Source organism: Megasphaera sp. SW808 (assembly GCF_012027795.1).
Lineage (GTDB): Bacteria > Bacillota > Negativicutes > Veillonellales > Megasphaeraceae > Megasphaera > Megasphaera stantonii.
In genome coordinates, this window is sequence record NZ_SJOT01000011.1 from 43,817 (window position 1) to 65,512 (window position 21,696).

Genomic DNA, 21,696 nt, shown 5'->3' on the forward strand with positions numbered 1-21,696 from the left:
AGTTTCCGTATATGTTGAAAAGAGAATGGAAAAATTTAGATAAAGTGCTGCTCGTCATAAGCTTCCTCATCATAGGTGTCAGCTTATGCATTATCGGCAGCGCCACGCACATTAACAAAGGAATCATCAATTACGATTTCGTCATCCGCCAGGGCATAGGGTTTATCATCAATTTAGCCCTGGTCCTGTTTTTCTGCCACTACGATTACACGCGGCTCAAGCGCTTCGCCAAGCCCTTGTACGTCGTCAACCTGCTCATGCTGCTGGCCGTCATGTTTGTCGGCACGTCGGCCTTAGGGGCCCAGCGATGGATTCAGATCGGGCCGATTACGGTGCAGCCGTCGGAATTTGCCAAGATCATCATGATTGTCTGCACGGCGGCCCTGCTGTCGGAACGGGTCGGCCAGCTCAATACGTTCCGCAGCGTCCTGCCTGTCGGCTTATTCATCGGCATCCCCTTCCTGCTCGTATTGAAGCAGCCCGACTTGGGGACGAGCCTCGTCTTTTTGGCCATCGGTTTGGGAATGGTATTTGTATCGCGCATCAAGCTGTCCCTGCTGCGCAATATCGCCGCCGTCGGCGTTATCCTGGCGCCTATTGGCTGGCACTTCCTGAAGGATTACCAGAAGGCCCGCATTACCGTATTTTTGGACCCCAACGCCGACCCCTTCGGCGCGGGCTATCATATCATCCAGTCTAAAATTGCCATCGGCTCGGGCATGCTTTTCGGCAAGGGCCTGTTTCAGGGCTCCCAGAGCCAGCTGAACTTCCTGCCGGAAAACCATACGGACTTCATCTTTTCCGTCATCGGCGAAGAACTGGGCTTTTTAGGCTGCGTATTTCTGCTGTTTTTGTATTTCGTGCTCATTTATCGCGGTCTCATGATTGCCAAAGAGTGCAAGGAACCCTTCGGCATGCTTTTGGCTACAGGCGTCATTTCCATGTGGACGTTCCAGATTCTGGTCAACGTCGGCATGACCTGCGGCATCATGCCGGTTACGGGGATTCCGCTGCCCTTTATGAGCTACGGCGTCAGCGCCTTGACGACCAATATGGTAGGCCTGGGTATTTTGCTCAGCGTGTACATGCATCAGCAGACTATGATTTTTTAGCGATTAGGAGGAAATCCAGTGTCCCGTACTGTTTCGATAGATCCGATTTTGCTCAGCAAGGTCAGCAAGCCGGCCCGCTACGTCGGCGGCGAATGGAACAGCGTCGTCAAGAACCACGACGACGTAAAGCTGACTGTTGCCTATTGTTTTCCCGATGTGTACGAAGTGGCCATGAGCCATTTAGGCCTGCGCATTCTCTACGCCCTGCTCAACGAGCGGGACGACGTGGCGGCCGAGCGCGTCTACGCGCCGTGGCCCGACATGGAAGAGGTCATGCGCCAGAAGGGCTATCCGCTCTTTTCCTTGGAAACGAAGACGCCCGTCGTCGATTTCGACATGGTCGGCTTTACCCTCCAGTATGAAATGAGCTTTACCAATATCCTGAATATGCTCGATTTAGCCGGTATTCCCCTCTTTTCCAAGGACAGGGGAGAGGACATGCCCCTTATCGCCGCCGGCGGCCCCTGCGCTTACAATGCCGAGCCGCTGGCCGATTACATCGACGTCTTCTTCCTCGGCGAATCGGAAGAGTCGACGCAGCTGACGGCCGATACGATTATCGCCTGGAAAGAGCAGGGCAAGCCCGGCGGCAAGAAGGGGCTGCTGAGGCAGCTGGCCCAACAGCAGGGAAATTACGTGCCGGCCTTTTACGATGTCCAGTATGACGGGCAGGGGAATTTCCTGGGACTCGTGCCGACGGAGCCGGAAGCGAAGGAACACATTGAAAAATGCGTCGTCGCCGACATGGAGCACGCTTTTTTCCCGACGAAGCCCCTTGTGCCGAATATCGACATCGTCCACAACCGGGCCGTCCTCGAATTATTCCGCGGCTGCAGCCGCGGCTGCCGGTTCTGCCAGGCCGGCATGCTGTACCGTCCCGTCCGGGAAAAGTCGCCGCAGCGCCTCGTGCAGCTGGCAAAGGAAATCGTCGCCAATTCGGGCTACGATGAAATCTCCCTCATGAGCCTCAGCTCGGCCGATTATTCCTGTCTTCCTGAGCTGGTCGACATGCTGCTGGAAGAATTTAAGGACCAGAAGGTCAGCGTCAGCCTGCCGTCGCTGCGCGTCGACAGCTTTTCCGTCGATATTGCCAAGAAGGTTCAGCAGGTCCGCAAGAGCGGCCTGACCTTCGCTCCCGAAGCGGGAACGCAGCGCCTCCGCGACGTCATCAACAAGGGCGTGACAGAAGAAAATCTCCTGAAGGCTTGCGAAAACGCTTTCCAAAATGGCTGGTCCACAGTCAAGCTGTACTTCATGATGGGCCTGCCGACGGAAACGGATGAAGATTTGGCCGGTATTGCCGACCTGGCCTATAAGGTGCTGAACCTGTACCGCACGGTGACAAAGAAGAACAATGGTAAAGTCACCGTGTCCGTATCGAGCTTCGTGCCCAAATCCCATACGGCCTTCCAGTGGTTCGGCCAGCTTCCCGTTGAAGAAATTCAGCGCAAGCAGGCCTATTTGAAGAGCCTTATCCGGGACAAGCACATTTCGTACCACTATCACGACGCCAAAACGGGGTATTTGGAAGCGACCTTTGCCCGCGGCGACCGCCGCATGGGCCGGGTTCTTTATGAAGCGTGGAAGCTGGGCTGCAAATTCGATGGCTGGACGGAGCTGTTTGACTACGACAAGTGGATGGAAGCCTTTGACAGAGCCGGCGTCGATCCCGATTACTTCGCCGCCCGCCAGCGCGATGTGAACGAGCCCCTGCCGTGGGACCACCTGAGCAACGGCGCGTCCAAGGCCTTTCTCCGGCGGGAATGGCAGAAGGCCGTAGGCGGCGAGCTGACTCACGACTGCCGTCATCTGAGCTGTACGGGATGCGGCGTATGCCCGAATTTAGGCGTAGAAATTATCGACAGAAAGGAAGGTGCCGGCCGTGGAAAGACTGCGTTTAGCTGTTAAAAAGGACGGGGCGCTGCAATTTTTGTCCCACCTGGATTTTGCCCGGGCCGTCCGCTACGTTATCATCCGGGCCCGCCTGCCCATTGCCTATTCCGAAGGCTTTAATCCCCACATGAAGCTGAGCTTCGCTTCGGCTCTCGGCGTCGGCGTAACGGCCGACGAAGAATATCTGGATATGGAGCTGCGCGAGCGCCTGCCTGTAGAAGACGTCGTCGAGCAGATGAACGCTCAGTCGCCGGACGGCTTTGTCGTCCTGGGCGGCAAATACGTCGATGCCAGAGCACCTAAGCTCATGGCAATGGCCAATTACGCCGTGTATTGCCTGACCGGTCCCATACAGGCTGGGTATGGCGACGATGCCCTGCAGCAGGCTCTGCAGGCCTTCAACGATGCCTCCGACGTCATGTACGAAAAGGTATCTCCTAAGGATGCACGCAAGGTCCGCCTCATCAACGTGAAGCATCACGTCGTCGAACCTCTTTCCGGAAAGACTGACGGCAAAACGCTGACCCTGCGCATCGGCATCCTGCAGACTGATGAAGGAGCTATCAAACCCCAGCAGGTATGGGAGGTGCTGGGCAAGCAGTTCGGCATCCCCTTGGATGCGGACATGATGCTGGCCCGCCGCATCGGCATATACCACCGCCGGGGCCGCAAAAACCAGTCCCTCTTTGAAACGATATAACCTCATGAAAAAAAGCGTCCTGCCGGCAGCTCCGATACGCTGCGGCAAGGCGCTTTTTGCTTTTGCATGTATAAGTATGTCAGTTGCAGTTTATTTTGCCTGAAGAATGTCGTGCAGTTCGGCGACGGACAGTCTGTCTTCCGTTTCTTCCGGCGCGGCGTAGAGGATCGGCGACGAGAAGGTGTTTCCGTTTTTGAGGGCTTCTTTTCCGTACGAGCCTCTCGTTTCGATGATGAACTGCGTGTCTTCATGGACGGCTTCACAGCTGTGCAGGCATTCCATGATTTCTGCCAGCTCTTCGTCCGACTGGGGAGAGCAGATAATGTGGTAGGCGAGAATATCTTCCGATACGACGGAGAACAACTTGTCGGCAAAATCAGATTCCGAGAAAGGGCCGTCGCAGCGGATGGTGAGAATAGGCATGATGTCGGCTTCGGTCGCTTCGTCGGCCAGCTCGTCGATCTTGTCTATATCCAGCGTCGATTCGATTTCTACGGCGTCGATGAGGCCCGTGCGGATGGCGAAAAACAAGATGTCGTAGTAGTCGTCCTGTGTCTGGTAATACTCCGGCAGCTCGGCCATGGGACAGGAGAAGACGACCCGCTGGTCGCGGAGCGGACTGGTGATGAGGAGCAGGGCATTGCCGATTTGAGAGAAATTGCTGACGCCGTTAAAGGTTGCGGCATTGAATTCGATGACGTCGGCCGGATATTCCGACAAGGCGCGGACGGCGTCGCTGAGCTCTTCGATCGTTTCGCCGCGCAGGGTGAGGCAAAGCTGCGGATGGGACTCGCGCAGGTGCAGGCCCGGTAATTGAGACATGACGATAACCTCCTTTTAAATGGCGGGATATACAAAAAGCAGCCTTTACGGCTGCTTCATAGGTGGTGCGCCTAGTAGGATTCGAACCTACGCACCCGGTTCCGGAGACCGGTGCTCTATCCCCTGAGCTATAGGCGCATGTATGGCTCTCGGCGAATACTTTACTAGTCTACCACGTTTTGCCGGAAAATACAAGAGATAGATTCGCTTTTTGCTGAAACCGTTATTTTTACGGTATATTTCCTAATATACTGGCGACAGTAAAAGGTTTAACTTAATAATTTTTTGTAAAATTTAAGAAATTCCCTTGCCAAGACGTTTTTCTTGTGATAATATACACATCAACAAGTCAAAATAAAAATGCGTTGAAGAGAAATAGTAGGTTCCAGAAAGTTTGCAGAGAGCTGCTGGATGGTGAGAAGCAGCAACGGAATGGAAGTGAACTCGTCTCTAAGCAGCTCGCTGAAACGACAGTAGGTGGAGCCGGGGCCTGGCCGTTAACAAACAGGAGGGTATCGACGATATGTCCGTACCTATAGAGAGCATGCCTTTGGGCATGAATGAGAGTGGTAACGCGTAAGGATATCTTTCGTCTCTTAACGAGGCGGAAGATTTTTTTATTTTGATTATGTTATATTTGCCGTATGTATTTCATGATCAAGGAGAGATGGAAGTATGAGAAACGTAGAACATTACAAAAAAGGGTATTACATGCCCCCTGTCGTCGATATGTCATGGGCATACAAGGATTGCCCCCGACAAGGCCCCCGTATGGTGCAGCGTCGATTTGCGCGACGGCAACCAGGCCCTCATCATTCCTATGAGCCTTGATGAAAAAATCGAATTTTACAAGACCCTCGTGGCCATGGGCTTTAAGGAAATCGAAGTAGGCTTCCCGGCAGCGTCGGAAACGGAATACGAATTCCTGCGCTACCTCGTCGAGCACGACATGATTCCCGACGACGTGACCGTCCAGGTACTGACCCAGGCTCGGGAGCACATTATCCGCAAGACCTTCGAGGCCCTGCAGGGCGTCAAAAACGCCATCGTCCACGTCTACAACTCGACGTCCTTCGCCCAGCGGCAGCAGGTCTTCCGCATGTCCAAGGAAGAAATTAAGCAGATTGCCGTCGACGGCGCGAAATTGCTCCAGCGCCTGACAGACGAAGCCGGCGCCGACTACCGCTTCGAATATTCGCCGGAAAGCTTCACCGGTACCGAGCCGGAATACGCCCTGGAGGTGTGCAACGCCGTTCTGGACGTATGGAAGCCCACGGCTGACCGCAAGGCCATCATCAACCTGCCGTCGACGGTGCAGATGTCCATGCCGCACGTCTTCGCCGCCCAGATTGCCTACATGTCGCAGAACCTGAAATACCGCGACAACGTCGTCTTGTCCGTCCATCCGCATAACGACCGCGGCACGGGCGTAGCCGACGCGGAAATGGCCCTCCTGGCCGGGGCGGACCGCGTCGAAGGGACATTGTTCGGCAACGGCGAACGGACGGGCAACGTCGATATCGTCACCGTCGCCATGAACATGTTCGCCTTGGGCGTCGACCCGCAGCTGGATTTTTCCAACATGCCCAAGCTCGTCGACACGTACGAACGGGTGACGCGCATGCATGTTCATCCCAGACAGCCCTACGCAGGCCAGCTGGTCTTTGCCGCCTTCTCCGGCTCCCATCAGGACGCCATCGCCAAGGGCATGCATTTCCGCGAAGAAGGAAACGAGCAGTACTGGACCTGCCCGTATCTGTATATCGATCCCCACGACGTGGGACGTACCTACGACTCCGACGTCATCCGCATCAACAGCCAGTCCGGCAAGGGCGGCGTAGGCTTCATCATGGAGCAGAACTACGGCATCGACATGCCCAAGAAGATGCGCGAAGATTTCAGCTATTTCGTCAAGAGCGTATCGGATCACAAGCATCAGGAGCTCAAGCCGGCTGAAATCTACGACGTATTCGAGCAGCATTACTTGAACGCAGGCTGGCCTCTGAAGGTGGAAAACTTCTTCGTCCAGAAATTCGGCGGCCAGTGGATCGGCAAGATTTTAGTCAAGGCCGACGAAGAAGAGGTCATCCTGGAAGGACGGGGCAACGGCCAGCTCAACGCCATCAGCAACGCCATCTGCGAAGCCTACGGCATCGAAATCGACAACCTCGTGTACAGCGAACATGATTTGGACCGCGGCTCTGACTCGCGCGGCATCGCTTACTTCGGCCTGACGGACAAGCAGGGCCGCACGACCTGGGGCGCCGGCGTCGATACGGATACGATGACCGCTTCGATTTTCGCCTTCATCACGGCGATCAACCGCATGGAGGGCATGGCCCAGCGCGTCCGCTTCCGCCACCTGACTTCCGACCCGGCAGCGGTCAGCGAATTCAAGGCTATTGCAGGACAACACTAAACCGACAACGCAGGGGTGCGCCGGCGACGGCGCGCCCACTATATTGCTATCAGAGGAGGAATAGACTCACATGGGAATGACGATGACGCAGAAGATACTGGCAAAGCATGCCGGTCTTCCTTCTGTCAAAGCAGGAGATTTGATTACATGCAAGTTAGATATGGTACTGGCCAACGACATTACGGCGCCGCCGGCTATCGCCGAATTCAATAAAATCGGCCGGCCCGTTTTCGACAAAGATAAAATCGCCTTGGTGCCGGACCACTTTACGCCGAACAAGGACATTAAATCGGCAGGTTTGGCGAAAATCGTCCGCGATTTTGCCAGAGAACACGAAATTACCCATTACTTTGAAGTGGGCCGCGTCGGCATCGAGCACGTCCTCTTGCCCGAACAGGGCATCGTAGGGCCGGGCATGCTGACCATCGGCGCTGACTCCCATACCTGTACGTACGGCGCATTAGGCGGCTTTGCCACCGGCGTCGGCTCGACCGATTTAGGCGTGGCCATGGCGACGGGCGAAGCGTGGTTTAAGGTACCCGAAGCCATCAACGTCCATCTGACGGGTCAAAAGCCCGACGACATTACGGGCAAGGACGTTATGCTGACTCTCATCGGCATGATCGGCGTCGACGGCGCCTTGTACAAATCGCTGGAATTCACCGGCGAAGGCGTGGCGGCCCTCACCATGACCGACCGCCTGACCATTGCCAATATGGCTATTGAAGCCGGCGCGAAGAACGGCATGTTCCCCGTCGATGAACAGACGATAGCCTACGAAAAAGGCCGCATCGCCTACGAATACGACGTCGTCACAGCAGACGAAGACGCCGAATACTGCCGGACCGTCGACATCAACCTGTCCGAACTGAAGCCTGTCGTAGCTTTCCCGCATCTGCCGGGCAATACGAAGGTCATCGGTACCTTCGGCGACATCGCCATCGATCAGGTCGTCATCGGCTCCTGCACGAACGGCCGTCTGGAAGATTTGGAAATCGCCGCGTCGATCCTGAAGGGACGCAAGGTTCATCCCCGCGTCCGTTGCATCGTCATCCCCGGCAGCCAGCAGGTCTACATGGACGCTATGAAGGCCGGCTATATCGAAACCTTCATTACGGCGGGCTGCGCCGTGTCTACGCCGACGTGCGGCCCCTGCCTGGGCGGCTACATGGGCATCCTCGCCGCCGGCGAAAAATGCGTGTCCACGACGAACCGCAATTTCCGCGGCCGCATGGGCCACGTCGACAGCGAAGTATATCTGGCAGGGCCGCAGGTCGCCGCTGCCAGCGCAATTCTCGGCAAGATAGCCGCACCGAAGGAGGTTCAGTAACATGAGTTTAGAAGGAAAGGTTTGGCGCTACGGCGACAACATAGATACGGACGTCATCATCCCGGCCCGGTATTTGAACAGCTTTGACCCGAAGGAATTGGCGTCGCACTGCATGGTGGACATTGACGAAACCTTTGCAGGAAATGTTCAGGAAGGGGATATCATGGTCGGCGGCCATAACTTCGGCTGCGGCTCGTCGCGGGAACACGCGCCCATCGCCATTAAGGCCTCCGGCGTGCCCGTCGTCATTGCCGCCAGCTTCGCCCGCATTTTCTACCGCAACGCCATCAACGTCGGCCTGCCCGTACTGGAAATCGGCGACGACGTGGAGAAAATCAAGGCCGGCGACGTGCTGGACGTCGACTTGTCCACGGGGAAAATCGTCGATAAGACGACAGGAGACGTCTTCCAGGCGCCGCCCCTGCCGGGCTTTATCCAGGATATCGCCAAGGCCGGCGGATTAATCAACTATGTGAAGGAGTATAAATAAGCATGTCTAAGCATATCGTAGTCATTCCCGGCGACGGGATAGGCAAGGAAATTACCGACGCAGCCGTCAAGGTGCTGCAGAAAATAGACGACAAATTTCATATCGGCCTGACCTTCGAGACGAAGGACGCCGGCGGCACGGCTTATGACAAATACGGCACGCCACTGCCCGACGATACGGTCGAAGCGGCGAAGAAGGCCGACGCCGTCCTCTTCGGAGCCGTCGGCGGCGACCAGTGGGACAACGTCGAACCGTCCCTCCGCCCCGAACGGGCCGTCCTGGGCCTGCGCAAGGCCTTGGGATTGTACGTCAACCTCCGTCCCGTCAAAGTATCTCCCGTACTGGCCGAGTATTCGCCCTTGAAGCCGGACATCGTTACCGGCACGGACATCGTCATCGTCCGCGAGCTCATCGGCGGCATTTACTTCGGCGATAAATGCGAATCGGAAATCCACAACGGCGTCGAACGGGCCTGGGATCTGGAAAACTACAGCGTACCCGAAGTACAGCGCATTACGCGCTTTGCCATGGAAGCGGCGCGGAAACGGCGCGGCAAGGTCACGTCCGTCGATAAATCCAACGTCCTGGCTACGTCCCGTCTGTGGCGGCGCACCGTCATAGACGTAGCCAAGGACTATCCCGACATCGTCCTGAATCATTACTACGTCGACAACTGCGCCATGCAGCTGGCCCTGAACCCGACGCAGTTCGACGTCATCGTCACGGGTAACCTCTTCGGCGACATCCTGAGCGATGAAGCAGCCGTATTGGGCGGTTCCATCGGCATGATGCCTTCGGCTTCCATCGGCGAGCTTACCAGCCTGTACGAGCCCATTCACGGCTCGGCGCCGGACATTGCCGGCCAGGGCATAGCCAATCCCTGCGCTACCATTTTGTCGGCAGCCATGCTCCTGCGCTATTCCTTAGACGAAGACGCCGCTGCCGACGCTATCGAAGCAGCCGTCGACAAGGCCCTGGCCGACGGCTGGCGTACAGCCGACCTGTATAAAGAGGGCTTCAAAAAAGCAGATACCCATACGATGACCGACGTCGTATGTCAATATATCTGATATATCATCCCCAGTAGACAAAAGGGAAACGACCTGTCCGCAGGCGTTTCCCTTTTGTTTTTTATATATCCTTAAGAAGCCTCTTAAAACCACTGGTCGTGCTGCTGGCAGGCCTGAATGACGGCTTGCAGGGGCGGCGTGATAAATTTGTCCTTGTGGCGGACGATTTTGAAGATGCGCTTGAAGGCGACGCGGTCTACCGGCAGGAGGGCGAGGCGCCCGGCGGCGATGTCTTCGTCTACGAGGCGGCGGGACAGGATGGTAGCGCCCAGGCCGGCCATGACGACCTTTTTCAGGGCTTCCGTATTGTTGAACGAGCCGGCAATGCGCACGGCGGCGTGATGCTGCTCCATGGTCTGAAGAAAGAGATCCCGCGTGCCGCTGCCTTCCTCGCGCAGGTACATGGTCAGGCTGCGCAGCTCCTGTACCGACAGTGACGCGCGCTGGGCCAGGGGGCAATCGGGGGGCACGACGATGACCAGCTCGTCGACCATGAAGGGGGAAGACAGCAAATAGGGCGACGAAATGTCGCCTTCGACGAGGGCCAGGTCGATGTCGTCACGCAGGAGCATTTGCTCCAGCTCGCTCGTGTTGTGGATTTCCGACAGCGTTTCCTGGGCAGGGCTGCCTTTCTTGAGATGCTGGAGCAGCTCGACGAGGAAGACCTCGCCGATGGTCACGCTGGCGCCGATGCGGACAGGCGCCGTCCGGCTGAAAGAATGGAGGGCCTGCTCGGCCTGGGATGTCAGCGACAGAATTTGCCGGGCATAGGACAGCAGGCTCTGGCCGGCCGGCGTGATGTACAGGCGCCGTCCCAGCCGTTCAAATAAGCAGACCTCGTAGTCGTCTTCCAGCTCCCGGATCGTCTGACTGACTGAGGGCTGAGTCATGTGCAGCCGCTTGGCCGCGCCGGTCATGCTGTTTTCCTCGCAGACGGCGAGAAAGACGGATAGATGGCGCAGCGTCATAGAAATATCCATAATGAATCACCTATTAAAACGATAAAATAATACAATTTTACATATACATAATACCATGATACACTTCTTTCATGACGTTTTCAAATACGATATGAAGGAAGTGTATCTGCATGAATGTATGGAAAGGCTTGGCCTTTACCTTGGTGTTTGCTGTTCCGGCCTATTTCCTGGGCCAGTATTTCCCCATCATCGGCGGGCCCGTATTCGGGATTCTGCTGGGGATGGTCTTTGCCTCTGTCCGGCGGCCTGCCGTGCTGGAAGAGGGCATTGCCTATACGGGCAAGAAGGTGCTCCAGTATTCGATTATTTTGCTCGGCTTTGAAATGAACTTATACCATGTGCTGGATACGGGAGCAAAATCGGTGTCGGTCATGATCTGTACGCTGGCGACGGCCTTTCTCGTGGCTATCGTCGTCGGCCGGCTTCTTCATCTGGAATTTAAGACGACGACCCTCATCGGCGCCGGTACGGCCATTTGCGGCGGCTCAGCCATTGCCGCCGTGGCGCCGGTCATTGAGGCGAAGGAAAAGGACGTGGTCTTTTCTATTTCAACTATATTCCTGTTCAATATTGCCGCCGTGTTCATCTTTCCATTTTTGGGGCATCTCATGGGCATGAGCGACGCCGGCTTCGGCATGTGGGCCGGCACGGCCATCAACGACACGTCGTCCGTTGTCGCCGCCGGTTATTCGTACAGCGATACAGCAGGCAGTCTGGCAACCATTACGAAACTCACCAGGGCCCTTATGATCGTGCCGGTCTGCCTGGTCATGGCGGTTATCATGGCTCGCCGCAAGCACGATGACGCCCAGGGCAGCACGTTCAGCTTGAAAAAAGTATTTCCGTACTTTATCGCCTGGTTCGTCGTAGCCTCTGTCGTCAATACGATCGGTATCCTGCCGGCGGACGTATCTCATTTTCTGGGTCAGCTGGGGAAATTCATGATCATCGTAGCCATGACGGCCATCGGCCTGCGTACCAACCTGCGTTCCTTAGTCCGAAACGGTATCCGGCCGATATTGCTGGGCCTGGTCTGTTGGTTCAGCGTGTCGGCCGTCAGCCTTATCGTGCAGCACATGACGGGCCTGATATAGCCCGCGGCATCGTCAGCAAACACGTCTCATATATGCTCTTTCTCTGCAGAATACAGCCTAGGGAGAAGGAGCATATTTTGCTGCTTCCGGCTTGTCTGCCTGGGAAAACGGGCAGCTGCACTGCAGACCATATTTCTATATAGGTATACTGCGATTTTGGCATAGGTAATGCATTGCCAAGGCGTACAGTTGTTTGGTATACTACAAGTGAAGCGGATCAAGAACTGGGAAGAACTGACTATACAGGACAATTTCTTATTTCAAAAGGTTATGCGCAATAAGCGCTTGTGTCAGTATTTGATTGAGAAAATACTGCAAATTAAGATAGCCGATATTACCTATCCCGATACGGAAAAGGCGATTGATATCCGGTTGGACAGCAAGAGCGTACGCCTGGATGTGTATGTTAAAGACGATACAGGACGGGTATTTAACATTGAAATGCAGTGTACTGATGAGCAGGACAGCGGATTGGCGAAACGGACGCGCTATTATCAGGCTATGATAGATATGGATATGCTGAAAAAAGGCGAAGTGTATAATAAGCTCAGACCGTCTTATATCATATTTATTTGTACCTTTGATGCCTTCGATGCAGGACTGCCTATGTATACATTTAGAAATCGGTGCATTGAAACCGAAGGGCTGGAGCTGGGCGACGAGGGAACGAAGATATTCCTGAACAGCAAGGGCGACAGCGATACGCTGGATCCGGACGTACGGGCTTTTCTGCGGTACGTAGACGGCAAGGCAGCAGAAGGCGCATTTGTAAAGGCCGTAGAAAGAGAAGTAATACGAGTTAAGGAACACAAGGAAACGAGGCGAGAATATATGACGCTGGCAATGGAATTAGAGAGACAAAGACAATTTGGCCGGGAAGAAGAACGGTTGCAGATGATATTGGCGATGCTGAAAGATGGGGTTGCGAAAGAAACCATAGCAAAGTATGCAAGAGTTTCAGTAGAATATATTACAGAACTAGGCAAGAAGAATCACCTGTTGTAGCTGATATAAGGCGTCTGCGTAAGCAGACGTCTTATTTTATAGGATGACGTATTCTTTTGCTGCGGCGACAACGATACGCTGGATCCGGACGTACGGGCTTTTCTGCGGTACGTAGACGGCAAGGCAGCAGAAGGCGCATTTGTAAAGGCCGTAGAAAGAGAAGTAATACGAGTTAAGGAACACAAGGAAACGAGGCGAGAATATGTGACGCTGGCAATGGAATTAGAGAGACAAAGACAATTTGGCCGGGAAGAGGGCAGAGAAGAAGAACGGTTGCAGATGATATTGGCGATGCTGAAAGATGGGGTTGCGAAAGAAACCATAGCAAAATATGCAAGAGTTTCAGTAGAATATATTACAGAACTAGGCAAGAAGAATCATCTGTTATAGTTGTATAAGGCGTCTGCGCAAGCAGACGTCTTGTTTTATAGGTGGATCTCGCAGAGAAAGTCGGGATAAAGCCGTATAATTGACGAAGTATGGCGGCGCAGTATGACGGTTTAATATAAGCTGTCAGGTTTTTAAACAAAGAGGGATGAGCCATGCGTTCATATTTTGTACGGAAGAAGCCTCCTGCATAGAATTATAGGCGGGCATATTGCTTATACGGCATGGGAGATACAGTGCGGCGATTCGACAGTATGTAAAATGAAATTCTTTTTATCATGTAATAAATTACTGTATATTATCCTTTTACGTACTAAAGAAACAGCATCAGTATACCTGCTGAATCTATAGAAATATACCTGTATACGGTAATTGTTATGGGGTGGACTAATGTGTTTAATAATATGCATGCATTGCGCATGTTTAAGCATGAGATGGAAAAGAAAAAAGCATCAGTGCCTTTGCTTCTGACGAACGTGCAGGATTAAGGACGATGTGTTTTCTGCATAGATGGTGTTGAAAAATATAGAAATCAGGCGAAATATCATGTATTACATATCGTAAATTGAATGTATGGAGGGATATTGCCATATGGTACTGCAATAGGGGCTTGGAGTGATGCAAGTGGAGCTTTTGGTACTGCTCTAGGTTATAATGTATCTGTTGGTTCTCAAAACAATGTTGCTTTAGGCGCGACGTCCAATGATGAAGCTGGCGTTGGCGGGTATAAAGATAAATCCGAAGGCGATTTAGTTGCAACTGCTTCTGACTGGGATAAAGATAATGAATGGTTATGGGGGCAACAAGTCGAAGTCGGTGATTTTGCGGGCTGGCAAGCGGCAGGTGGTACAGTCAGTGTCGGCTATAAAGGTTTTGAACGTACCATAACCAACGTAGCTGCCGGCAGAATTTCGGCAGATAGCACCGACGCCATTAACGGCAGCCAGCTGTATCAGGTAGCGGGCAATTTACAGAATCAGATTGACGGTATTAAAGTTGATGTAGAGGAACTTAAAAACTCAGACCACTATCATACCGTTAACGGTAATGATAAAGGAACTAACAGCGGTAGCAATACTGATAGTACGGTTGACAATAATACCGTTACTAACGGAAATACCGATAATGTTTCCGGTAGTGAAACAGGTGTTGCAAATAGCGGACAAGCAGAAAACATTGCCGGTAACGGTGCTGTAACTAGCGGCACAAATACTGCCCCTGTCGGTGATAAACCGACCCTTGGCGGAGATTATGTGCCTGAAAAAGGTGATGGCAACCTGCTGATCAAGTGGGATACGGATGCACAGGGGAATAAATATTATGACATCAGCCTGAATAAAGACCTTAGTATTGACAATATTCATGTCAACGAAGAAATAACTGTTGGCGATAGTGTAAGCATCACAGATGAACACATTAATATTGGTGATGTAAATATCTCTAAAGACAAAATTACTGTAGGTGATAAAGTAACCATTAACGACGACAGCGTAAAGGTCGGCGATATTACCATCAACGAAAATAACATTGACATGAACAACCATAAAATTGTCAATGTGGCAGAAGGCACGGCAGGCACTGATGCCGTCAATGTGAATCAGCTGAACAGACTGGAACAAAATATTACGAATCAGGTAACGAATTTGAACGGTAAGGTAAACCGTCTGGATGATAAGATCAATAAGGTCGGCGCAGGAGCGGCCGCCTTGGCAGCGCTGCATCCCCTTGACTTTGATCCCGATGACAAGCTCAGTTTCAGCGCAGGGATCGGGCATTACAAGGATTCCACGGCGGCGGCTATCGGCGCCTTTTACCAGCCGAATGACGACACGCTGTTCAGCATTGGCGGCACCATTGGCAACGGGGAAGAAATGGTCAATGCCGGGGTAAGCATCCGTTTTGGCCAGCATAGCCACCAGTCCCGTTCCAAAAAGGCCATGGCGAAGGAAATCATAGAGCTGCGGGCCGAGATGGCCGAGCTGAAGGCCATGGTCAACGGCATTACGGGCCAGGGATTTGATATTTATAAATCGGAAATTTTCCCGGATACGCCGGAAACTCACTGGGCGTACGACTATGTGGCAGCCGTTGCCGGCAACGGCATATTGGAGGGCTACCCCAGCGGCAGGTTCGACGGCAGCCGCCTCATGACGCGGTATGAAATGGCCGCCGTCATTTATCGCCTGATGACCCAGGGCGTACAAGTAGACCAGCGCATGGTCGACGAATTTGCGCCGGAGCTGGCCCGCATTAAGGTAGATACCCTGACCCATTACAACGACGGCACGCCGCACATTCAGCGCGTACGAGTCATTGAAGGCAGAGGCTAAGGAAGAGGGGGAAACGGTCATGAAAATAATCAATCAGAAACATATGGCAGCGTTAGCGGCAGGGTGCCTGCTCTTTAGTCTCAGCGCTGTATCCGGAGTGTCTTCGGCAGCGGAACAGGCCGTGGCGGGCGATGCGGCAGCGGTGACCATGCAGGTAAAAATTGTCGGCCACGAAGCAGGAACTATTTATCGGGTAACAGATGCAGCGGGCCATGAGCTGCGCATGGACCTTGGCAAGCACGGCGGGCGAATGCTGAATAAGCATCCCTTTATCGTCCGGGGGCAGGTAGTAGAAGATGAAAAAGGCCAGCTCATCAAAATGGAAAAGGTAGAATATAAGGACCCGACAGTGCAGATAGAAAAGGCTGCGCAGCGAGCCGGGGACGGGACAGAAGAAACGCTGGTAGACGTACATGCGGGAAGAGACGCGGCGTATGACCATGCATTGAGCGAGAGCCACAATGCCTATTATTACACCTATAATATGGCCAATGTGCAGGATACAAGCCAGTATCAGCCAGTCGCCGTAACAGAAATCGCACAGCAGCCGGCAGGGACTAAGATTGCCTTTGCAGGCAGCGCAGTAGCTACTGTAGAAAAAGATGAAGTCATGCGGTTCTGGGGCGGGCCGAAAGCCGGCGGCCATGTGGACGTAGTGATGAATGGGGCCTATGTGCCGCTGGGACAGCGCAGCACCGTGTACGGCACGCTGAATGAAGACGGCACCGTATTGCTGGAGCTGCTGGAAAGCGTGGAGTAAGGAAGAATGTATCGTTCATAAATAAGAAAATCGCGGTACGCTGCTGTATACGTCAGCAGTACAGCATCTAAGGCTCTGCCGCCAAACGGCATGGAGCCATGATATAGAGGAGGTGTCTCAGAAAAACGTGAGAGACCTCCTTTCTTCATATTCAAAACTAGGAGGGTTCTTTCATGAATCAAACCATACGCCAGTGGATTGCCAGAGCCCAGCAGGGCGAGGAGGCGGCGGCCTTGCTGATCTTGCAGCAGTTCCGGCCCTTGATCTGCAAGTATACCCGACGGCATCGGTACTGCTACGGCTCGCTGGATGAGGCCGTGTCGGTAGCCCAGCTGGCGATTTTGGAATGCGTCCATGCCTTTGACTTGTCCTGTGACGACGAAGCCCATAAAGCCTTTCGCCGGGCTGTAGACCGGGTGTTTAAAAGAGAAAGCCGGCGGTTTAAGGCTTATATGGAGTCAGTGGAGACGGCTTTTCATCTCGACGAAATTGCCGAGGTGTTGAGTCTATCCGTTGGCGACGAACAGGACCCGCATCGTCAGGCTGTCGTATCGGAACTGCAGGCCCTCGTCCGACAGGGCCTGAATGGTCTGACGGAGGAAGAACGGCAATTTCTCCATCTGCGGTATCATGCCGACCTGACTTATGCTGATATAGCCCGACGCTGCGGCCTGTCCCGGTCTCAGGCTTACAAGCTGACACAGGCGGCTATGGCGAAGTTTTGCCGGGCTATGAGCTTCCATGCCTGGTAGGCCATGTAAAGGTCCTAAGCGATTCCTCATGAAATAGCGGTTTATAATGTAATATTTGCTCACGCTTTGTTGAAGAGGAAGAAGCTTTCCCATATAATGAAGACAGAGTAGTGTAACGTTTGCCCGCAGCCATATTTGTATGAAGAGGGTACGTATACATTCCTTTATTTTTGGGCTGCTTATTGAAATCGCTTTTAAGGAGTACAGCCTGCGAGAGATAGTATCGGCAAGGGAGGAATCGCCATGAACATTATACTGGCCTATGACAGATTGGACGATATACGGCAGCTGTTTCAGGAGTATACGGCCATGCTGGTCGAGACGGATGAAACGGTGAAGGCTTGCCTGGCGGCGCAGGGCTACGGCGACGAGCTGGCCCAGGCAGCGGAAAAATACGGCCTGCCTGACGGGCGGCTGTACGGCGTCTGCAGTGACGACGGCCGTCTTGTCGGCTGCGCGGCCATCCATCGCCTTGACGAGATGTGCTGCGAGCTGAAACGGCTGTATATCCGGCCGGCATACCGGGGACGGGGCCTGAGCCGCCGGCTCCTGGAGGAATGCATCGGCGCGGCGAAGCAAATCGGCTACTGCCATATGCGCTTGGACACGCTGCCCTTTATGACGGCGGCTATGGGTCTGTACAAGGCCTATGGATTTTATGAAATCCCGCCGTATTATGACAATCCCATTCCGGCTGTTTTCCTGCAGAAGGATTTGTAAGCAACGGCTTGACTTAGAGCCGACTTCATGTGCTATGCTTGTCATATTAGGTACTGTGTACAGGAGGTATGGCAATGAAATACAGAGTATTAGGGCGGACGGGCCTTTCCGTCGGCGAAATCGGCTTCGGCTGTGAAGGCATGGTAGAGCATCCCGAATGGACGGAGGATTTTATCGACGTTATGGAAGCCCATGGGGCCAACTGCATCGATTTGTACGCGCCCCATCCGGATTTTCGCGACGCATTGGGCAGGGCGCTGCAGGGAAGGCGGGATAAGTTTGTCCTGCAGGCTCATTTGTGTACCATTTGGAAGGACGGACAGTATAAGCGAACCCGCGACATCGAGGACGTAAAGGCCGGCTTTGCAGACCAGCTGCAGCGGCTGCAGACAGACCATCTGGAGGTCGGCATGGTTCATTACGTCGATTCCCTGGCGGACTGGCAGCAGATTCTGGACGGCGACATCATGAAATATGCCGTGTCCCTGAAGGAAGCCGGCGTCATCGCCAGCATCGGCATGTCGAGCCATAACCCGGAGGCGGCGCTGGCAGCCGTCGAAAGCGGCCTCATCGACGTGCTCATGTTCAGCGTCAATCCCTGCTACGACCTGCAGCCTGGCAATGAAAATCTCGAGCTCTTGTGGGCTCCCGAAAGCTACGCCAAGCCTCTGGTCAACATGGACCCCCAGCGGCAGCGGCTGTATGAAACGTGCCAGCGCCTGGGCGTAGGCATTACGGTTATGAAGGCCTTCGGCGGCGGCGACCTGCTCCGCGGCGATATGTCGCCGGCCGGAAAAGCTATCACGCCGTTCCAGTGTATGAGCTACGCCTTGGACCGTCCGGCTGTGGCTTCGATTATGAACGGCGCGCGGACTATCGAAGAAATGAAGCAGAATCTGGCCTACGAAGACGCTTCTGACGAAGAAAAGGACTACGCTGCGGCGCTGGCGTCCTTCCCGAACATCAGCTGGAAGGGCCACTGCATGTACTGCGGCCACTGCGCTCCCTGTCCCCAGGGCATCGACGTGGCAGCTGTGACGAAATTCCTCAATCTGTGCAAGGCCCAGGGCGATATTCCCGAAACGGTGCGGGAGCATTACGCCGTTCTGCCGCATACGGCGTCGGAATGTATCCAGTGCGGCGCCTGCGAAACGCGCTGTCCCTTCGCTGTCGACATACGGCGGAATATGGCCGACGCGGCGGCCCTGTTTGGCAAGTAATGTCCATTCATGGTATAATAATCCCCTAAGTATATCATAGGAGGGGTTATGAATTGGAAAGTGTATACAAGCTTGCCGAGAAATATCATTTAGAAGGAAATAACTGCGTCGAATCGGTCGTCAAGGCCTGCAACGACAGCATGAACCTAAACCTTCCCGATGTGGCCATCCGCATGGCCTGCGGCTTAGGCGGCGGCCTGGGACGTTCGGGATGCGTCTGCGGCGCGCTGAGCGGTTCCTGCCTGATTATCAGCGCCCTGGTCGGCCGTCTCGACCCGTCGGAAAAGGAGCTGCCTGAAGTATATCAGTACACGCATGAGTTTCACGACCGCTTTAAAGCCCATTTCGGTACGACGTGCTGCCGGGCCCTGAACCGCCTGAGCTTCGGCACGCCTGAATACCGCAAGCAGTGTATCCAGATCACGGCGACGGCAGCCGACATGGTGTCCGATTTTATTGAAGAAAAAGGCCTGTTGAAATAACGGCATGGACGACAGAAAAGAGCAAAGCCTTATGGGGTTTTGCTCTTTTTTTGCGGGCTGCACGGCAAAGAACGTCATGTATGAGATAAAGGTTATGAATAACATATAAATTATATGTAATATTCGATATCCGAATGGAGAAGTTGTTGTCAGATGTAGCAAAATAGTATATGATAAGAATGTATACATAAATGGTAAAAAATAATAAGAATAAATAATATAATAATATTTTCTTATAAATGTTAAATATAGGCAGAAATCATGACAGAATATCCTCACGATAGGCGGGGAATACCAGGGATGTTTAAGAAACGGCCTTGAGAATTATATTTTTTTGCATCAAAATTAGATAATAAAAATCTAAGATAACATATATTTTTGTAATCATAAAATATTTTCACGATATCTGCTATGATTTAACGCTGCCAGTATACATGCATTTGATAGGTTGAGCACATAGAAGGAGGATACGTTATGACGAAAACCGCTTATGCAGCGATGGTTCTCAGTATGCTTTTGACCTGTCCGGCCTGGGCCCAGTCGCCTATACCGACCTTTGACAAGGAAGCCGTGACGGACCATCCGTACAATCGGACGGGCCGGCAGGAGGTCGTAGTAGATGAAGCATCGTCTCGGATATACCGTCCCGGCAATACGGGGACAGACGGCGATCCGGCCTTTTTTATCCGTCACATTACCTTGACGGGCTTTGCCCTGCCGGACGACTATGGACGCCTGCAGGCGCTGCTTCAGTCTTACAGCGGCCGCAGCGTGAAGGTATCGGAGCTGCAGGAGCTGACCGGCGCCGTGACGGCTTATGCCAAGGCCTGCGGCTACCCTGTGGCTCAGGCTGTCGTACCGCCGCAGGAAATCGCCGGCGGCCAGCTGGAAATCAAGGTCTACGTTGCTAAATACGATGAAGTGCGCCTTGTGCAGAATAGGACGGACGTAGCCGACTCGGTGCTGCAGGGGTACCTGCACAGCCTGCGGCCCGGCGAGGTCATGACGGATAAACCGCTGGAACTGGCCATGAACAACCTCAACGACCTGTCCGGCGTGACGGCCAAGGCTATCCTGCGTCCCGGTCGGGAAGCGGGAACGACGGCTGTGGACGTGCAGGCCGAGCGGCGTCCTGTATGGAATAACTACGTCTTTGCCGACAACGGCGGCGGCTATTACTCCGGGCGGTACCGCTATGGCTTCAACACAGAAATCAATAATCCCGGCCATAACGGCGATAAGATTACCCTGAGCGGCATGATGTCCAGCCACGACGTGCAGAACTACAGCGTCCGCTACGAAACGCCGGCCGGTTATGACGGCACGCGCCTCGGCGCGGCCTTCAGCCGGAGCGAGTACGAGCTTCATACGAACAGCTGGTATACGTCTTTGGGAAAATCCCAGGGCATCAGCCTTTACGGTATGACGCCCCTGTACCGCGACCGCATGAACCGCCTGACGGCTATTTACGGCTACGACCATCGGAATATTGAAGACAGCTACCGCTTCCGGGACAGACACGTGCCGGAGATCAAGGTCAGCAAGCAGGCTGACGTCTGGCATGCCGGCCTCAGCGGCAGTCAGTATTATCCCAACGAATTTACCCAGTACGACCTGATCTACTGGTACGGCCATATGGATACGGACGGCGGCTCCTATCTCGACGGCACCTATCATAAATTGACCGGCAGCCTGCTGAAGCTATGGTATGACGGCCCGTGGAACTACCGCGTCCGCTTTCAGGGACAGCTGGCCAACCGGGCCCTGGACGGCAGCGAGCAGTTTTACCTCGGCGGCATGAACGGCGTCCGGGCTTACGGCAGCAATGACGGCTACGGCGACGCCGGCTGGCTGGGCAGTGCGGAAATCCGCCGCCAGACCGGCATTGAGGGCTTGGAGGCCGCCGCCTTTATCGACACCGGCTATGCCAATAACAAGTCGTCGGGCTACAGTGAGCATCTGTCCGGCTGGGGCCTGGGCCTGCGCTACAGCAAGCCAAACGACTGGTACGTCCAGCTCGATTGGGCCCGCAAGATCGACGGCCGCCGCGACTGGTCGGAGCCTGCGGACCATGACAGCCGGTGGTGGTTCCAAGTTTATAAAATGTTTTAACTGATATTAAAATTAAAG

The 21,696-nt window shown here is 53.9% G+C and carries 19 protein-coding genes, 1 tRNA gene and 1 other annotated feature; of the genes, 17 read left to right on the forward strand and 3 right to left on the reverse strand.

What is annotated here, in order from left to right; translation table 11 throughout:
• Positions 1-11 precede the first annotated feature (11 nt).
• From rodA to E0L13_RS05920, 3 genes are read left to right on the forward strand one after another with little or no spacing between them, the layout of a single operon-like run.
• Positions 12-1,112 (forward strand): rod shape-determining protein RodA, encoded by a 1,101-nt coding sequence (gene rodA, locus E0L13_RS05910; RefSeq protein WP_168060970.1) that lies wholly within the window; start codon positions 12-14, stop codon positions 1,110-1,112.
• Between the two features lie 18 nt (positions 1,113-1,130).
• On the forward strand, positions 1,131-3,020 hold the full coding sequence (locus E0L13_RS05915; RefSeq protein WP_168060972.1) for a TIGR03960 family B12-binding radical SAM protein: 1,890 nt from the start codon (positions 1,131-1,133) through the stop codon (positions 3,018-3,020).
• On the forward strand, positions 2,995-3,705 hold the full coding sequence (locus E0L13_RS05920; RefSeq protein WP_168060974.1) for a TIGR03936 family radical SAM-associated protein: 711 nt from the start codon (positions 2,995-2,997) through the stop codon (positions 3,703-3,705). The genes E0L13_RS05915 and E0L13_RS05920 overlap by 26 nt, the downstream gene beginning before the upstream one ends.
• Positions 3,706-3,795: 90 nt before the next feature.
• Here the strand turns inward: E0L13_RS05920 and E0L13_RS05925 are convergent, their stop codons facing one another.
• Positions 3,796-4,527 carry a type I 3-dehydroquinate dehydratase gene (locus E0L13_RS05925; RefSeq protein WP_168060976.1) on the reverse strand — a complete coding sequence of 244 codons (732 nt, stop codon included), beginning with the start codon at positions 4,525-4,527 and terminating at the stop codon, positions 3,796-3,798.
• Between the two features lie 63 nt (positions 4,528-4,590).
• A tRNA-Arg gene (locus E0L13_RS05930) sits at positions 4,591-4,665 on the reverse strand.
• 218 nt (positions 4,666-4,883) lie between these two features.
• Positions 4,884-5,127: a binding site (T-box leader), on the forward strand.
• Positions 5,128-5,314: 187 nt separating this feature from the next.
• On the opposite strand from E0L13_RS05930, the gene E0L13_RS05935 reads away from it, so the two are divergent.
• From E0L13_RS05935 to leuB, 4 genes are all read left to right on the forward strand, one after another.
• Entirely contained in the window at positions 5,315-6,946 is a 1,632-nt protein-coding gene (locus E0L13_RS05935) for a 2-isopropylmalate synthase (RefSeq protein WP_240924668.1), read from the forward strand.
• A gap of 70 nt (positions 6,947-7,016) precedes the next feature.
• Positions 7,017-8,276 (forward strand): 3-isopropylmalate dehydratase large subunit, encoded by a 1,260-nt coding sequence (gene leuC, locus E0L13_RS05940; RefSeq protein WP_168060978.1) that lies wholly within the window; start codon positions 7,017-7,019, stop codon positions 8,274-8,276.
• 1 nt (position 8,277) lies between these two features.
• On the forward strand, positions 8,278-8,766 hold the full coding sequence (locus E0L13_RS05945) for a 3-isopropylmalate dehydratase small subunit (protein WP_168060981.1): 489 nt from the start codon (positions 8,278-8,280) through the stop codon (positions 8,764-8,766).
• A 2-nt stretch (positions 8,767-8,768) separates the two neighbouring features.
• Positions 8,769-9,836, forward strand: a complete 1,068-nt coding sequence (gene leuB / locus E0L13_RS05950; RefSeq protein ID WP_168060983.1) for a 3-isopropylmalate dehydrogenase — start codon at positions 8,769-8,771, stop codon at positions 9,834-9,836.
• A gap of 83 nt (positions 9,837-9,919) precedes the next feature.
• Here leuB and E0L13_RS05955 read toward each other — a convergent pair whose 3' ends face one another.
• Entirely contained in the window at positions 9,920-10,816 is an 897-nt protein-coding gene (locus E0L13_RS05955) for a LysR family transcriptional regulator (protein ID WP_240924669.1), read from the reverse strand.
• A 110-nt stretch (positions 10,817-10,926) separates the two neighbouring features.
• Here E0L13_RS05955 and E0L13_RS05960 point away from each other — a divergent pair, with 110 nt between their 5' ends.
• From E0L13_RS05960 to E0L13_RS06005, 10 genes are all read left to right on the forward strand, one after another.
• Entirely contained in the window at positions 10,927-11,910 is a 984-nt protein-coding gene (locus E0L13_RS05960) for a YeiH family protein (RefSeq protein ID WP_168060985.1), read from the forward strand.
• A gap of 207 nt (positions 11,911-12,117) precedes the next feature.
• Positions 12,118-12,915: an Rpn family recombination-promoting nuclease/putative transposase gene (locus E0L13_RS05965; protein ID WP_168060988.1), complete on the forward strand. Its 798-nt coding sequence runs from the start codon at positions 12,118-12,120 to the stop codon at positions 12,913-12,915.
• 204 nt (positions 12,916-13,119) lie between these two features.
• Positions 13,120-13,305: a hypothetical protein gene (locus tag E0L13_RS05970; protein WP_168060990.1), complete on the forward strand. Its 186-nt coding sequence runs from the start codon at positions 13,120-13,122 to the stop codon at positions 13,303-13,305.
• A 581-nt stretch (positions 13,306-13,886) separates the two neighbouring features.
• Complete coding sequence (locus E0L13_RS05975) at positions 13,887-15,632, forward strand: YadA-like family protein (RefSeq protein ID WP_168060992.1); 1,746 nt, start codon at positions 13,887-13,889, stop codon at positions 15,630-15,632.
• 19 nt (positions 15,633-15,651) lie between these two features.
• A complete protein-coding gene (locus E0L13_RS05980) occupies positions 15,652-16,392 on the forward strand; it encodes a hypothetical protein (RefSeq protein ID WP_168060994.1) in 741 nt (246 codons plus the stop codon).
• Between the two features lie 173 nt (positions 16,393-16,565).
• Positions 16,566-17,144 carry a sigma-70 family RNA polymerase sigma factor gene (locus E0L13_RS05985; RefSeq protein ID WP_168060996.1) on the forward strand — a complete coding sequence of 193 codons (579 nt, stop codon included), beginning with the start codon at positions 16,566-16,568 and terminating at the stop codon, positions 17,142-17,144.
• A 243-nt stretch (positions 17,145-17,387) separates the two neighbouring features.
• Positions 17,388-17,864, forward strand: a complete 477-nt coding sequence (locus E0L13_RS05990; RefSeq protein WP_168060998.1) for a GNAT family N-acetyltransferase — start codon at positions 17,388-17,390, stop codon at positions 17,862-17,864.
• Positions 17,865-17,938: 74 nt separating this feature from the next.
• The gene (locus E0L13_RS05995) at positions 17,939-19,084 is read left to right on the forward strand and encodes an aldo/keto reductase (RefSeq protein ID WP_168061000.1); all 1,146 of its coding nucleotides are present in this window, start codon (positions 17,939-17,941) and stop codon (positions 19,082-19,084) included.
• Positions 19,085-19,137: 53 nt separating this feature from the next.
• On the forward strand, positions 19,138-19,566 hold the full coding sequence (locus E0L13_RS06000; RefSeq protein ID WP_168061002.1) for a C-GCAxxG-C-C family protein: 429 nt from the start codon (positions 19,138-19,140) through the stop codon (positions 19,564-19,566).
• Between the two features lie 474 nt (positions 19,567-20,040).
• A complete protein-coding gene (locus tag E0L13_RS06005; RefSeq protein ID WP_168061004.1) occupies positions 20,041-21,678 on the forward strand; it encodes a ShlB/FhaC/HecB family hemolysin secretion/activation protein in 1,638 nt (545 codons plus the stop codon).
• The last annotated feature ends 18 nt before the right edge of the window (positions 21,679-21,696 follow it).

Coding starts and splice junctions, on each gene's coding strand:
- E0L13_RS05990 (WP_168060998.1), top strand. CDS start 17,388: ATGAACATTATACTGGCCTATGACAGATTGGACGATATACGGCAGCTG.
- E0L13_RS05995 (WP_168061000.1), top strand. CDS start 17,939: ATGAAATACAGAGTATTAGGGCGGACGGGCCTTTCCGTCGGCGAAATC.
- E0L13_RS05945 (WP_168060981.1), top strand. CDS start 8,278: ATGAGTTTAGAAGGAAAGGTTTGGCGCTACGGCGACAACATAGATACG.
- E0L13_RS05980 (WP_168060994.1), top strand. CDS start 15,652: ATGAAAATAATCAATCAGAAACATATGGCAGCGTTAGCGGCAGGGTGC.
- leuC (WP_168060978.1), top strand. CDS start 7,017: ATGGGAATGACGATGACGCAGAAGATACTGGCAAAGCATGCCGGTCTT.
- rodA (WP_168060970.1), top strand. CDS start 12: ATGTTGAAAAGAGAATGGAAAAATTTAGATAAAGTGCTGCTCGTCATA.
- E0L13_RS05960 (WP_168060985.1), top strand. CDS start 10,927: ATGAATGTATGGAAAGGCTTGGCCTTTACCTTGGTGTTTGCTGTTCCG.
- E0L13_RS05925 (WP_168060976.1), bottom strand. CDS start 4,527: ATGTCTCAATTACCGGGCCTGCACCTGCGCGAGTCCCATCCGCAGCTT.
- E0L13_RS05955 (WP_240924669.1), bottom strand. CDS start 10,816: ATGGATATTTCTATGACGCTGCGCCATCTATCCGTCTTTCTCGCCGTC.
- E0L13_RS06005 (WP_168061004.1), top strand. CDS start 20,041: ATGACGAAAACCGCTTATGCAGCGATGGTTCTCAGTATGCTTTTGACC.
- leuB (WP_168060983.1), top strand. CDS start 8,769: ATGTCTAAGCATATCGTAGTCATTCCCGGCGACGGGATAGGCAAGGAA.
- E0L13_RS05985 (WP_168060996.1), top strand. CDS start 16,566: ATGAATCAAACCATACGCCAGTGGATTGCCAGAGCCCAGCAGGGCGAG.